The organism is Afipia massiliensis, from assembly GCF_014203115.1.
Classification (GTDB): Bacteria; Pseudomonadota; Alphaproteobacteria; order Rhizobiales; family Xanthobacteraceae; genus Afipia; species Afipia massiliensis.
In genome coordinates this window covers 182,769-196,202 of the sequence record NZ_JACHIJ010000007.1, presented here as the reverse complement: position 1 = coordinate 196,202, position 13,434 = coordinate 182,769, and the positions used below count along the sequence as shown (strand labels likewise).

Genomic DNA, 13,434 nt, shown 5'->3' with positions numbered 1-13,434 from the left:
CGGAGGCCTTGCGGCACGCGGCCCGGAACCTCATTGTTACACCGGCCTGAGGGTTCGGGCTGGACGGCACTCCGCTCGCGCCGCTGGTCGCTGGCAATTATTCTGGACGGTATTTTTCGAAAGCCCGCATGTACAAACTTTACTCGATGCAACGTTCCGGCAACAGCTACAAGGTCCGCCTTGCGCTGTCGCTGTTGAACGCGCCCTACAAGGCCATCGAGGTCGACATTCTGCGCGGCGAAAGCCGCACGCCGGAATTTCTCGCGCGCAATCCCTCTGGACAGGTGCCGCTGCTGGAAGTGGCCGACGGCCGTTACCTTGCGGAGTCCAACGCGATCCTCTGGTACGTTGCCATCGGCACGTCGCTCGCGCCGGAAGATCGCATCGATCGCGCGCAGGCGCTGCAATGGATGTTCTTCGAACAGCATGCGCTGGAGCCGAGCGTCGGCGCCGCGTATTTCTGGCTGGTGCTGGTGCGGGGCGGGCGCGACCTGCAGACCCATTCGCTGGAAGACTGGATGGAGCGTGGCTACGCTGCGCTGCGGGTGATGGAAAATCACCTCAAGACCCACGATTATTTCGCGGCGGGACATCTCACCGTCGCGGACATCGCTATGTACGGCTACACCCATGTCGCCAACCAGTGCGACTTCGATCTCTCCGGCTATCCGTCGGTGCGCGCCTGGCTGAAGCGGATCGAACAGGAGCCGCGCTTCGTCTCGATGGCATGGCGTCCGGCCGAGATCGCAGCGCCTGAAACCGTCCCGGGGACCGAGACCGGCCTCACGGCCGAGGCCTGAAACGCGCAGATTCCAGCCGGGATAGCGGGCATAACCCGCTGATTTTGCTCGCCCTGCCTCGCTTCCGCCATGTTTGACGGGCGCGCGCCGCAATGTTGACAGCGATTCCTGAGAAATTCCGGGCAGCGGTGATTCGCCGCCCGATTTGAGGATTCACGACCATGATCCGGTCGCCGGTTTCAGGAATTGGTTTCGGACTGCGGTCCGCGCGCATTGCATCGGCCCGATTGTCGAACGCCCTCGCCGCCTCGCTCGCGGTGGCGTCGCTGTCGGTGTGCCTGCTCGTCACTGTCACGGCGCTGTCGATCAAGGTCGTGGCCGCCATGCCGATTGCCGGCTGAGGCCACTTACTCCCTGCGCACCGAGATGATCCCGCGGCCTCGCGTTGGCGTGCGCGGTAGAGAGACACGAATGAAAACACCGCTTGTCGTGGTTTCAGCAACTCTGACGCTGGCGATCGTCCTCGTTGCAGGATTTTTAATCGCAACGCAGGCGCTTGGCCAAAGCCCGGCGGAGCCGCCGGGCTGCGCCGCGACGCAGCTCACGACCATTTGTGGAAAATGAAGAACGCGCCCGCGGCGATGAACGCGAAGCCGAGGGCGTGATTCCAGCCGAGCGGCTCCTTCAGGTAGAGCACCGAGAAACCGGCGAACACCACCAGCGTGATGACTTCCTGCATCGTTTTGAGCTGCGCCGCCGAATAGACCGCGCTGCCCCAGCGGTTGGCCGGCACGGCGATGCAGTATTCGAAAAAGGCGATGCCCCAGCTCACCATGATGACCAGCGGCAGCGAGTGTTCCTTGTATTTCAGATGCCCGTACCAAGCGAAGGTCATGAAGACATTGGACACGAGGAGCAGCAGGAACGGCTGAAGCGCGGGAGAGATGGCAATGGGCATGGATGACCTTTCGAGAATAAACTGCACTGTCGTCCCCGCGAAAGCGGGGACCCATAATCCTCAAGCATGCGTCTGCGATAGCGTTTTCAACGTTACCCTGTAGTCATGGGTTCCCGCTTTCGCGGGAACGACACAGGTTTTGAGCGCAATCCGGTAACCCACCTGATGCCCTGTGGACAACTCGCCCTGTCACAGCCCTGTAATGCCCAACCTCTAGCCTGACGATGGCGCGCGATATGCCCCCCGTCACCGATCGCGCGTTCAGGCGGCCCCCGGTCGCGTAAATCCCCTCTGCGCTGTATCCGGCCGGGGCCGCATTTTTTCCGAAGAGACAGCGGACATTCATGCCGCGACGTGACGGTACACAAGCCAGCCCGTGAGCACGACGGACACGATCCAGACGCAGACGATTGCAAATGCAGCAATGCGGCTCACCGGACGATCCTGCTGCGCCAGTGCCGAGGCGCGATGCTCGGCCATGATCTGCGGCGGGATCAGCCGCAGAACCAACACGATCCCCAGCGGCACGAGAATGATGTCGTCGAGATAACCGAGGACCGGAATGAAATCGGGAATGAGATCGATGGGCGACAGCGCGTATCCCGCCACCGCCACGGCCAATGCCTTCGCGTACCAAGGCACGCGCGGATCGCGGCTGGCGAGGTAGATCGCATGAACATCGCGCTTGAGAGCACGCGCCCAATCTCTCAGCTTTCCACTCATGCCTCGACCTTACCCGCTTTTGCCAGCAGCGTCCGACCCGCTATAATCCTTCGACAAGTTCCCCGCAGCCGCGTCAGGCTTTTTCACTCTCACGACACGCCATCATGACCCGCACCGCCTACGTGACCATCGTCATGGTCTTCATCGCCTTGCTGCTGTTGCCGTTTCAAGCCGCCGGCATCCTGCTCAACTCCCGACTGCAGCGCATCGTGCCGAATCTCTTTCATCGCGCCGCCTGCGCCGTGATCGGCGTCCGGATTACGCAGATCGGCGAGCGCACCCGCGAGAGCCCGGCGCTGATCCTGTCCAACCACGCCTCCTGGCTCGACATCATCGTGCTCGGCGCGATCGCGCCGGTGGTGTTCGTCGCCAAGTCCGAAGTCGCGAACTGGCCGCTGTTCGGCTGGCTGGCGAAACTGCAGCGCACGGTGTTCGTCGAACGCGAACGCCGCCACAAGACCGGCGACGCGGCGCGCGCAATGGGCGACCGCCTGCTCGGCGGCGACGCCGTCGTGCTGTTTCCGGAAGGCACGTCGAGCGACGGCATCCGCATCCTGCCGTTTCGCTCCGCGCTGATCGGCTCGGCGCATCACGCCATTGGCGATTCCACCCATCATGACCGCGTCACCGTGCAGCCGGTGTCGCTGGCCTATGTGCGCTACGGCGGCGTTCCGGTCGGCCGCGCGCTGCGCGACAAGGTGGCGTGGTACGGCGATGTCGATCTCGTGCCGCATCTGCTCGGCGTGTTCTCTTCGGGCGCCGTCGATGTCACGGTGAGTTGGGGCGAGCCCATCGGCTACGGCATGACCGCGAACCGCAAGGAGATCGCGCGGGACGCCGAAAACGCGGTGCGGCGCATGACGGCGCGCGCTTTGCGCTCGCCTGCGGCGCAGCCGTCAGGTACGGATGAGGCGACAGCATCAGCCGTTCCCGCATTCGAACAAACCTGACGGATAAGATCATGGAAATCAGAAATCTCGGCGGCTCCGGCCTGCGCGTCTCGGCCGTCGGCATCGGCTGCAACAACTTCGGCCAGCGCAGCGATCTCGAGACCTCGCGCAAGATCATTCACAAGGCGATCGATCTCGGCATCACGCTGTTCGACACCGCCGACATTTACGCCGGGCGCGGCGGCTCCGAAACCGTGCTCGGACAGGTGCTCGGCGACCGCCGCAAGGACATCGTGCTGGCGACGAAATACTCCAAGGCGATGAGCGACGATGGCACCAGGCAAGGCGCGTCGCGGCGCTATATCATGACCGCCGTGGAAGACAGCCTGCGCCGGCTGAAGACCGACTACATCGATCTCTACCAGCAGCACGACTTCGATCCGCTGACGCCCATCGAGGAGACGCTGCGTGCGCTGGAAGACCTGATCCGTCAGGGCAAGGTGCGCTACATCGGCTGCTCGAATTTTCCGGCCTGGCGCATCACCGAAGCGCAGTTCACCGCGCGGGGCATCAGCACCCACGCCTTCGTGTCGTGTCAGGACGAATACAGCCTGATCGTGCGCGATATCGAAAAGGATCTGTTGCCGGCGGCGCAGGCCTACAATCTCGGTCTGCTGCCGTTCTTCCCGCTGGCCAGCAGCCTGCTCACCGGAAAATACAAGCGCGGCGAAAAGCCAGCCGCCGACTCCCGGTTCGGCAAGGTGGCGGCGCTCGGCGACCGCTACATGACCGACAGAAACTTCGACATCGTGGCGAAGCTTCAGGACTTCGCCAACGCGCACGGCAAGACAATGATCGAACTGGCGTTCTCATGGCTCGCGGCGCGGCCGCAGGTCTCGAGCGTGATCGCCGGCGCATCCAGCGCCGAACAGATCGAGCAGAACGCCAAGGCGATCAACTGGAAGCTGACGGCAGACGAGATGGCGCAGATCGACGCCATCACGAAGGGCTGATTAAGCCACCAGTCCTTGCATCGCCTTCACCGCGCCGCTGTCGGGAAACACCGCCTCCGCCAGCACGCGCTCGCCGAGGCCGAGGTGATCGCGCAGCACGCCCTTGATCACGCCGCGCAGATCGGTGGTTGGCTTCAGATCGCGGCCTTCATAAAGGCTCGCCAGCTTCAGTCCCGGCCAGTCCGAAATCACGCGTCCGCCGTTGACCGCGCCGCCGGCGAGCAGCGCAACCGTACCGGTGCCGTGATCGGTGCCCTCGGTGCCGTTGATGCGTGCGGTGCGGCCGAACTCGGTGACGACCACGATCACCGTATCGCGCCAGCGTTCGCCGAGGCCGCTCTCGAATTCTGCCAGCGCGCCGTCGAGGCCGGACAGCAACTGTGCGAGACGGCCGACGGGCCCGCCTTCGTTGGCGTGGGTATCCCAGCCGTCGAACGCCAAAGCCGCGATGCGCGGCCCGTCATCCGCCGCCATCAGCCGCGCCGCGCCCTTGGCCGCGAGCCGCATCGCGGCCGCGCCGTTCATGCCGCGTTTCGGTTTCATGCTGTCGTCGCGCGCCGCGATCCTGTCGATCTGCAGACCCTGCGACAACGCCGCAGCCAGCGCAGGATCGCGGTGATTGTAGAGATTGACGAGGCGCATCGCCGTGTCGTCAGCCGCTTGTGGAATATAGGGCGGCGCCCAGCCGACTGTCGGCGCCGCGCCGCGCAGCACCAGCGGCGTCGTGGGCCCGACCGCCAGCCCGCTCATCACCCGCTCGCCGCGCGGCAACGCTTCCAGCGCGCGATTGAGCCAGCCGCTTTGCACGCGGCCCGGCCCGCCAAAGCCGCTTTCCAGCACATCCTGCCCGTCGAAATGCGAGCGCTCGCGATATGGCGTCGCCACCGCGTGAACGACGGCAGCCTTCTTGTCTTTATACATGCGCGCGAACTCCGGCATCGACGGATGCAGCGCGAAGAAGGAATCAAGCGGTCTCGCGGCATGCGCGCCGTCGAGCGACAGCGCGATCGAGCTATGCAGCCCGGCGTAATCCGGATCGCCAACCGGCGCGACCGTGGCAAGACCATCCAGCGCGCCGCGCAGGATGATGGTGACGAAGCGCGGATCGCGGCCGTCTTTCGCACGCGCGAATTTCGGCAGGTAGGCCCAGGCCGCGAAGGTCGCGCCGCCCATCAGCAGCGCGCGCCGCGTCAGCCCGCGCGCGGTGTGGCTTTCGCAGCAATCGATCTGAAAGCGCGACATGCTCATCTCCTCTGGAATTCCGGCGACATCAGCAGCAGCGCGAAGGCCTGCTGCCGCGACTCGGCGCGCTCGACGGTTTGCCGCGTCTCGGGTGATGCGGCTTCGCCCGCCACGACGTCGAGCAGCGCGCGCGGATCGATACTGTCGGCAATGCGCGACGAAATCTGCGACGCGATGTCGAGTCGCAGCTTGATCCCTTCCGGCGCGGCCCATGCCGCGTTAGTGTCGGCAAAGCCATTCGGGCCTGCGGGCGCCCACAGCGGCTGGCCCAGCACATTGAGCCCACCGAGATAACGCTGCGGATCTTCGGGAATGCGCCCCATCATCCGTCCCGCCGCCACCAGATATTCATACGGCATCCGGATCTTGGTCATCGGCGCGCGCCACGCCTCATCCGCATTGACCAGCGCCAGCGTGATCGCGCGCAGATCGCCGCCGGTTTTCTGGAAAGTGCTTTCAAGTTTCGCCACCAGCACAGGCGGCGGATCGTCGGCCACAAAGTGGCGCACGAATTTGGTGGCGATGAACTTTGCAGTCGCCGGATGCAGGGCGATATCGGCCAGCGCCGCCTCGCCCTGCGCGAGGCCAGTGTCCTCATAGACCTTGCCGAGCAGTTTCTGCGGCCCCGGTTCGTGGGCATTGGCGAAAAACGTGAAGGTGCCGGGCGGCGCGAGCTTCCCGTCCCGCCCGGCAAAGGTCCAGCCGGTGATGATGCGCGCCAGCGCCGCGACGTCATCCTGGGTGTAGCCGCCGTTCACGCCGAGCGTGTGTAATTCCATGATCTCGCGGGCGAGGTTCTCGTTCAGACCCCGCTTGCGGTTCTGCCCGGCGCGCGACTGCGGGCCGAACGAGCGCTGGTTGTCGAGAAAGAACAGCATCGCCGGATGCTGCTCGACTGCGCGGAGCATCTCGCCGAAATTTCCCAGCACATAAGGCCGGATCGCTTCACGCTCGAACGCGCCGGACCATATCCGCGCCAGTTCGCCCTTGCTGGCGGAGGTGCAGAAATGGTTGGACCAGAACGTCACCAGCCGTTCGACGAATCCGCTTTCCGCCATGGTGGCGCGCTGAATCCGCGCGAGCGCCTCGGAACGGAACGTCTTCTGAATGACGTTGAGCGGCTTCGGCGGTTGTTTGGGAGGCGCGGCCGGCTGCATCGCATCTGGCGACGTCGTCGACGTTGCCGCGCCGGGCTTCATCTCGAGCCTGGACTCTGCCGCCAGTTCCTTCGGCAAGTCGTTCTGCATTTTTTTGGTCAGGTCGTCACCAATAGCAGCCATCGCCTGCGCCATCTTCGCGACGGCGTCGCGCTGCTGCTTGATATCGTGCTGATAGTCGAACACCGCCTGCGCCAGCGCAGGCCCGGACTGTAAACCCGGCGCATCGAGCAGCGCCGCATCGGGCCGGTCCAGTTCAGCCTTCACGAAGCCGCGCGGATCGGAGGCCGCGCTGGAAAAGTCGCTGGCCGCGCCGCCGCGCGCGCCAAACCCGAACCGGTTGAGAGCGACGAGAGCACCCTGTGGGTCACGCGCCATGACTGGATCTCACGGTTGATCTCGCTGACGTCCCGGCCAATATACACCGAAACGGCGGACTATGCTGCCCGGGCGCATGAACCTGAGGGACACCGCAAAACAGTGGCTATTTCCCGGACCGCTTCATGACAAATCGGCCAGACAGCCCATCATCAGCCGCTGCGGCGCAGCGTGCCCTGAATTGCCCGCGTTGCGGAACAGCCTTCACCTGCGACCTGTCCGGGCATTGCTGGTGCATGGACGAAACCGCGAAGCTGCCGATGCCCGCCGAGGGCGAGGACTGCCTGTGCCCAGCCTGCCTGCGGGCGGCGGCGGTCGAGCGGCGGACGAGGTCGTGAAGCAGCTAATCCAATCTACTCGTCATGCCCGGCTTTGTGCCGGGCATCCACGTCTTTCCTGTCGCGGCGGTTTAAAACGTGGATGGCCGGGACAAGCCCGGCCATGACGAATTTGGCTGAAGGCTGCAGTATCAAGTATCGCTACACCGCATATCCCGGCGAGTTCCGCGCCATGCCGCCGAACGCATCGAACAGCTTTTCGCGCCAAGCATAGATCGGATCGTCTTCCTTCAACAGCTTGAACGGGCTGATCGCACGCGCCCACTGGAACGGTCCGAACGCGATGTAATCGGCGTAGTTCGGCGACGTGCCGCCGACATAGGGCTGTGTCTTGAGCGTCAGCCGCATCGGGTTGAGGCTCTGGCGAAACGCCTCGACCGCCTCGTCGCGATTGGCAGCCGCCTGTTCCAGCGTTTTACCGAGACGCGCCTCGCGGGTCTTGCGGAAATACGCCTGATCGGCCGGCCGCAGATGGCCATGAATGTCGGCAGCGATCATCGGAAAAATGCCGCCAAGGACAACCGTGTCGCCCCACCAGTTCAGCATCCGGCCCATGGCGCGGCCGCCCTCGCCGCCGAACAGCGACGGGCGATCGGGATAGGTGTCTTCGAGATAGTTGGCGATCGCCCACGAGTCCGCGACGGATGTCTCGCCGTCAATGAACACCGGCACCTTGTCCGACTGATGCGGCGCGATGGCGTCCTTCTCCGAGAAGCGCCACGGAATCGTTTCGGCCTTGATATCCTTGTGCGCCAGCGCCATCCGCGTGCGCCAGCAAAACGGGCTGAACACACGCTCGGGCTCGGTCCCGCAGAGTTCGAACAGCTTTCGCGACGCGGTCATCTCTCTTAGCCCTTCACAACGGAAGCGGTCTGGCCGAACAGAACTTTCTTCTGCTCGTCGGTGAAGGTCTTTCCAAGGCTGGGGTTCACCGTCGGGCCGACCGCGTAAGCGCGCACCGTCGCTGGCTTCGCCTTGATGGCCTCGAACCAGCGCTTGAGATGCGGAAAGTCTTCCAGCTTCTGACCCTGCCGTTCATACGGCACGATCCACGGATAAGCCGCCATGTCCGCGATGGAGTAATCGCCGGCGACATACTCGCGATCGGCGAGGCGCTTGTTGAGCACGCCGTAAAGCCGGTTGGTCTCATTGATGTAGCGATCGATCGCGTAGGGAAGTTTCTCCGGCGCGTAGACATTGAAGTGATGGTTCTGGCCGGCCATTGGACCGAGGCCGCCCATCTGCCACATCAACCACTGCATCACGTCGAAGCGCTTGCGCAGATCGGACGGCATGAACTTGCCGGTCTTTTCCGCGAGATAGATCAGGATCGCACCGGATTCGAAAATCTTCACCGGCGCGCCGCCGTCGGCAGGCGCATGGTCGATCATCGCGGGCATGCGGTTGTTCGGCGAGAACGCGAGGAATTCCGGCTTGAACTGATCGCCGGTGCCGATGTTGACTGGGTGAATTTTATACGCGAGGCCGGTCTCTTCGAGGAACATCGTGATCTTGTGGCCGTTCGGCGTGGGCCAATAATAGAGGTCGATCATCTTGCTATCCTTGAACTGGGAGGCGTCGTGCAGGCGGCGCAAAGTCAATGCGATTGCATGAACCTTGCGCTTCGCGTTTGCGAAGTCAATGCCGCGCGGCGCATATCAAGTATATTTCATTCGCTCCAGACAGGTGCGCGTGAAAGATTTTCATCGCTCCGACGAAAACTAAGAACAGTCCCTCTCGCTTCCCACAGATAGAGTTCCGGCAATGCCCGGACTCAGGGTCAAGAAAGGTCGACAATGACAAAAGAATTCGCACGGCGTGATTTTCTGAAGCTCTCCACCGCCATGGGGCTGGCCGCGACCGGCGGCTTCTCATGTATGGGCATCGCCAGCGCCGCGCCGATCCAGGTGCCGACCATCGACAAGCTGTCGATCCGCGTCTTGGTCGACCAGCAGCACGACCAGTTCCTGCGCGGCAGCACCGTGAACGGCGTGGTGCACGAAGGCCCAGGCGGCGGCCGCAGCGCCGATGCGCGCAACGTCCTGCATAACGAATGGGGCCTGTCGCTGTTTCTGGAATCGCAGCGCGAGCAGGAACAGCGCAACATCCTGCTGGACTTCGGCTACACCTCGCCCGCGATCATCAACAATATCGGCCTGCTCAAGGTCGATCCGGCCAAGGTGAATGCGCTGATCGTCAGCCACGGACATATCGATCACTATGGCGGCCTGATCGGCTTCCTCGAAAAATATCGCAACGTGCTTCCGCCCGACCTGAAGCTCTATGCGGGTGGCGAAGACAATTTCTGTCACCGCGTCAGCCGCGCATCGACGGGACAATTCGGCGAAGGCGGCGTGCTGGATCGCAAGCAGATCACGGCACAGAAAGTCCAGACCATACTCTGCGAAACGCCGACTGTGATCGAAGGCCACGCCTTCACCACCGGCAAGATCAAGCGCAGCAGCGTCGAGAAAATCCTGCCCAACACTTTCGTCGACTACAAGCCGGAAAGCGCGGGCTGCGACTACGGCCACTACACCGCCGCCGAGCTGCAGGGCAACTTCGTTCCGGACGAACATGTCCATGAACACGCGACCTGCTTCAACATTCGCGGCAAGGGCCTTGTGGTGATCAGTTCCTGCGGCCATGTCGGCATCGTCAATTCGGTGCGGCAGGCGCAGGAAGTGTCCGGCGTGCAGAAGGTTCACGCCGTGGTGGGCGGCTTCCATCTCGGACCGGCGCCCGCCGATTACCTCAAGCAGATCGTCGGAGAGGTCAAGGCGCTCCAGCCGGACGTGGTCATCCCGATGCATTGCAGCGGCCTGAACTTCCTGCTCGAAGCGCGCGCGCAGATGCCGGACAGCGTGATCAACGTCTCGACCGGCAGCCGCCTGACCTTCAGCGCGTGAGCACGCGCGGCCGCAAGCCCGGCGCGGCCATTGTGGCCGCGCTGCTGTTTGGCCTTTGGATAACATCTCCCGCATTGGCGCAAGGCTCCTCACGCTCAGCCGCCGAACTGATGGACGCGGTGATGTGGAATCGCGAACCGATCGGCGGCGCGTTCACGCTCAAGGACCAAACCGGAAAAACCCGCACCGACGCCGATTTTCGGGGCCATCTCATGCTGGTCTATTTCGGCTTCACCTACTGCCCTGACATCTGCCCGACCGACCTTCAGCAGATCGGGCTGGCGATGGAGCAACTGGGCGACGACGCCAAGAGCGTGCAACCGCTGTTCGTCACACTCGATCCGGAACGCGACACGGTCGAGCATCTCGCGCAATACGTGCCGCTGTTTCATCCGCGCCTGCTGGGACTCACGGGCAGCATCAAGGACGTGTCGCAGGCCGCTGACGCCTACAGGGTGTACTACAAGCGGGTCTCAACAGGATCGAAGCCGGATGACTACACCGTGGATCACTCGGCTTTCATCTATCTGATCGACCGCGACGGAAAATATCTCGGCTTCTTTCCGCCTGGCACGGATGCGGCGAAGATGGTCGGGATGATCCAGCCGCATTTGCACGGAAAAACTGAGCAATAACGCGCTTCCGAAGTGCCCCTTCATCCTCCATAGGAACAACTAGCTTCCTCAAGGGTTCAAACGCCGGGGACTATACCAACCGGAGGAACCGTTATGAGGAAATTTGTTATTTCGATTGGTGCCGTGGCAATCATGACCGGCGCCGCTTACGCACAGGCCACGGAATTTTATGTGGTGCAGGACACGTCGACGAAGAGATGCACCATCGTGGACAAGAAGCCGACCGCGACGACGACCGTCGTCGTAGGCGATGGCAAGGTGTTCACGACCCGCACGGAAGCAGAGGCCGGAATGAAGACCATGAAAATCTGCACCACGAACTGACTTCACATCAAGAAGGGGACTTGTGTCCCCTTCTTTTTCGTCCGGATGAACACGCGTCGCGATCGTGAGGATCGGCGTTTGACCTATGACGCCCCTACTCCACCGCCGCCTTTTTCGGCTCCACGATCTCGAAGCCCGTGGAAAATTCATCGAACATCCCGAACAGTTCGCGCAGCTTCAGCGGATTGCCACCGAGAGACACCGCGCCGGCCGCAACGCTTTCGGCAAACGTCTTCTGCTTGAGCGTAATGGCGTCGAGCGCGGCGCGGGTCAGCGTCACGCTGGTATCAGCCTTGTCGGAGAGCTTGCCCGACGTGTGCGTCAGCGCGGAGTTCTCCAGATTCATCACATAGGTCTCGTTGAGATCGGTGAAGGTCCAGTTGATGACGATGGTCTTGCCTTCCGCCTTGGCTGCGTTCAGCCGTACGCCGAGGAAATCGAACGCAAGATCGATCGAGATGCCTTTCAGCAGTTCCGCGTTCACCAGCGCCGGCGGCTGCGGGCCGACGCCGCTTCGCAGCTCCAGCGCACCGAGCAGATAGGCGTTGCGCCAGGTCGCCGCCTCGCTCTGGTAACCGAGCTGTTCGAGCGCGTCGGCGCCGAGTTCGCGCGCGTCCTTGTTGGCGGGATCGGCGAACACCACCTGGCTCATCACGCTGGCGACCCAGCGATACTGCCCGGCCTTGTAATCATCACGCGCGCGTTTGATCGTCGCCTCCGCGCCACCCATGTACTGGACCTGCTTCTTCGCATGGTCCGCACGCGGCAGCGGATTGAGATCGGCGGGATTGGCGTCGTACCAGCCGAGATAGAACTGATAGACCGCCTTGGCGTTGTGGCTGAGCGTGCCGTAATAGCCGCGCGCGGCCCAGTCGTTCGCCAGCGACGGCGGCAACTTGAGTTGCTCGGCGATCTCCGTCGATGTCAGGCCGTGGTTGAGCAGCCGCACGCTTTGGTCGTGGATGAACTTGTAGAGGTCGCGCTGCTTCTTCAGAAAGGCGACGACGCGCGCATTGTCCCAGATCGGCCAGTGATGCTGCGCGATCACGATGTCGGTCTGGTCGCCGTAACGCGCGATTGCCTCGTTGATGTAGCGCGACCACAACCGGCCGTCGCGAATCTCCGCACCGCGGATGGTGTAGAGATTGTGCATGTTGTGGGTGGCGTCTTCCGCCATGTTCAGCAATTTGAACTGCGGGAAATACATTATCATCTCGCTAGGGGCTTCGGAGCCCGGCACCAGATGAAATTCGATCTCGACGCCGTCGATGCTGCGCGTCTCATAGGACTGCTTGATCACATCGTTCGGCGGGATCAGGGAAATCGAGCCCCGCGCCAGCGCCTTGCCCAGACCTGTGTCGATCTGCGCCTTGTCGCCCACCGGCAATGCGCTGCCGAACTGATACTGCGCGCGGCGTGACATCGCATTACCCGCAATGACGTTTTCGGCGACCGCATGCTCCATGAAGCCGTCCGGCGCGATCACCTTGACCTTGCCCTGCTTGGCGTCGTCCTCGCTGATCACCCCCTTGGCGCCGCCGAAGTGATCGGCGTGGCTGTGGGTGTAGATCACGGCGGCGACGGGCTTGGCGGGCCGGTTCTTCAGGTAAAGATCGAGCGCCGCCTTCGCGGTCTCGTTGGACAGCAGCGGATCGATCAGGATCAGACCGCTATCGCCCTCGATGATGGTGAGATTGGCGATGTCCAGACCGCGCACCTGATAGACCCGCTCGGTGACCTTGAAAAGGCCGTTGATGGCGTTGAGCTGCGCCTGCCGCCACAGGCTGGGGTTCACAGTGGCAGGCACCTGATCGCTTTTCAGGAAATCGTATTGCTTGGTGTCGAACGCCGGCTTGCCCGCAGGACCGGGAATGATGCCGTCGGGCAGCGTGGCGATGAAGCCACGTTTGGCGTCCTCGAAGTCGGCGCGGTCGCTGAACGGCAGCGTCTTGAGGAAAGTGTCGTTGACCGCGCGGCTGGCGGGTTCGGCGTCCTTGGACTGCGCGAATGCGGACGAAAGCGGCGCGACGGTAAGCAGGGTGGCGGCAAGCAGGCCGGCGATGCGCGCCGACCAGATACGCGATGACGACATGGGACACTCCCGGACTGTCGCGTGGTCCTCCGCAA

General features: G+C 63.1%; 16 protein-coding genes. 9 read left to right on the top strand and 7 right to left on the bottom strand.

Annotated features, from left to right (window positions below; genetic code table 11):
* The first annotated feature begins 128 nt into the window (after window positions 1-128).
* From HNQ36_RS22110 to HNQ36_RS22100, 3 genes are all read left to right on the top strand, one after another.
* A complete protein-coding gene (locus HNQ36_RS22110) occupies window positions 129-800 on the top strand; it encodes a glutathione S-transferase family protein (protein WP_184088895.1) in 672 nt (223 codons plus the stop codon).
* Between the two features lie 161 nt (window positions 801-961).
* Window positions 962-1,141 carry a hypothetical protein gene (locus tag HNQ36_RS22105; RefSeq protein ID WP_019195763.1) on the top strand — a complete coding sequence of 60 codons (180 nt, stop codon included), beginning with the start codon at window positions 962-964 and terminating at the stop codon, window positions 1,139-1,141.
* Window positions 1,142-1,211: 70 nt separating this feature from the next.
* A complete protein-coding gene (locus HNQ36_RS22100) occupies window positions 1,212-1,364 on the top strand; it encodes a hypothetical protein (protein ID WP_184088892.1) in 153 nt (50 codons plus the stop codon).
* On the opposite strand, the gene HNQ36_RS22095 is transcribed toward HNQ36_RS22100, so the two are convergent.
* Window positions 1,342-1,698, bottom strand: coding sequence for a DMT family protein (locus tag HNQ36_RS22095; RefSeq protein WP_046827501.1), 357 nt, complete (start codon window positions 1,696-1,698; stop codon window positions 1,342-1,344). The genes HNQ36_RS22100 and HNQ36_RS22095 overlap by 23 nt on opposite strands.
* 342 nt (window positions 1,699-2,040) lie before the next feature.
* A complete protein-coding gene (locus HNQ36_RS22090) occupies window positions 2,041-2,421 on the bottom strand; it encodes a YkvA family protein (RefSeq protein ID WP_184088887.1) in 381 nt (126 codons plus the stop codon).
* Window positions 2,422-2,525: 104 nt separating this feature from the next.
* Here HNQ36_RS22090 and olsA point away from each other — a divergent pair, with 104 nt between their 5' ends.
* Together olsA and HNQ36_RS22080 are read left to right on the top strand one after the other, a co-directional pair.
* A complete protein-coding gene (gene olsA / locus HNQ36_RS22085; protein WP_184088884.1) occupies window positions 2,526-3,371 on the top strand; it encodes a lyso-ornithine lipid O-acyltransferase in 846 nt (281 codons plus the stop codon).
* Window positions 3,372-3,382: 11 nt separating this feature from the next.
* A complete protein-coding gene (locus tag HNQ36_RS22080) occupies window positions 3,383-4,324 on the top strand; it encodes an aldo/keto reductase (protein WP_184088882.1) in 942 nt (313 codons plus the stop codon).
* On the opposite strand, the gene HNQ36_RS22075 is transcribed toward HNQ36_RS22080, so the two are convergent.
* A complete protein-coding gene (locus tag HNQ36_RS22075) occupies window positions 4,325-5,566 on the bottom strand; it encodes a DUF1501 domain-containing protein (protein WP_184088879.1) in 1,242 nt (413 codons plus the stop codon). It abuts the gene before it with no gap.
* A gap of 2 nt (window positions 5,567-5,568) precedes the next feature.
* Window positions 5,569-7,101, bottom strand: a complete 1,533-nt coding sequence (locus tag HNQ36_RS22070; RefSeq protein WP_184088876.1) for a DUF1800 domain-containing protein — start codon at window positions 7,099-7,101, stop codon at window positions 5,569-5,571.
* 125 nt (window positions 7,102-7,226) lie between these two features.
* On the opposite strand from HNQ36_RS22070, the gene HNQ36_RS22065 reads away from it, so the two are divergent.
* Complete coding sequence (locus tag HNQ36_RS22065; RefSeq protein ID WP_184088874.1) at window positions 7,227-7,439, top strand: cysteine-rich CWC family protein; 213 nt, start codon at window positions 7,227-7,229, stop codon at window positions 7,437-7,439.
* Between the two features lie 141 nt (window positions 7,440-7,580).
* Here HNQ36_RS22065 and HNQ36_RS22060 read toward each other — a convergent pair whose 3' ends face one another.
* Window positions 7,581-8,282, bottom strand: coding sequence for a glutathione S-transferase family protein (locus tag HNQ36_RS22060; RefSeq protein ID WP_184088873.1), 702 nt, complete (start codon window positions 8,280-8,282; stop codon window positions 7,581-7,583).
* Between the two features lie 5 nt (window positions 8,283-8,287).
* Entirely contained in the window at window positions 8,288-8,992 is a 705-nt protein-coding gene (locus HNQ36_RS22055) for a glutathione binding-like protein (RefSeq protein WP_184088871.1), read from the bottom strand.
* Window positions 8,993-9,235: 243 nt separating this feature from the next.
* On the opposite strand from HNQ36_RS22055, the gene HNQ36_RS22050 reads away from it, so the two are divergent.
* The 3 genes from HNQ36_RS22050 to HNQ36_RS22040 all read left to right on the top strand — a co-directional run bounded on the left by HNQ36_RS22050 (window position 9,236) and on the right by HNQ36_RS22040 (window position 11,307).
* A complete protein-coding gene (locus HNQ36_RS22050; RefSeq protein ID WP_184088869.1) occupies window positions 9,236-10,348 on the top strand; it encodes an MBL fold metallo-hydrolase in 1,113 nt (370 codons plus the stop codon).
* Window positions 10,349-10,380: 32 nt separating this feature from the next.
* A complete protein-coding gene (locus HNQ36_RS22045) occupies window positions 10,381-10,983 on the top strand; it encodes an SCO family protein (RefSeq protein ID WP_347339996.1) in 603 nt (200 codons plus the stop codon).
* 93 nt (window positions 10,984-11,076) lie between these two features.
* Complete coding sequence (locus HNQ36_RS22040; RefSeq protein WP_184088867.1) at window positions 11,077-11,307, top strand: hypothetical protein; 231 nt, start codon at window positions 11,077-11,079, stop codon at window positions 11,305-11,307.
* A 94-nt stretch (window positions 11,308-11,401) separates the two neighbouring features.
* Here the strand turns inward: HNQ36_RS22040 and HNQ36_RS22035 are convergent, their stop codons facing one another.
* Window positions 11,402-13,399, bottom strand: coding sequence for an alkyl/aryl-sulfatase (locus HNQ36_RS22035; protein WP_210312153.1), 1,998 nt, complete (start codon window positions 13,397-13,399; stop codon window positions 11,402-11,404).
* Window positions 13,400-13,434 lie beyond the last annotated feature (35 nt).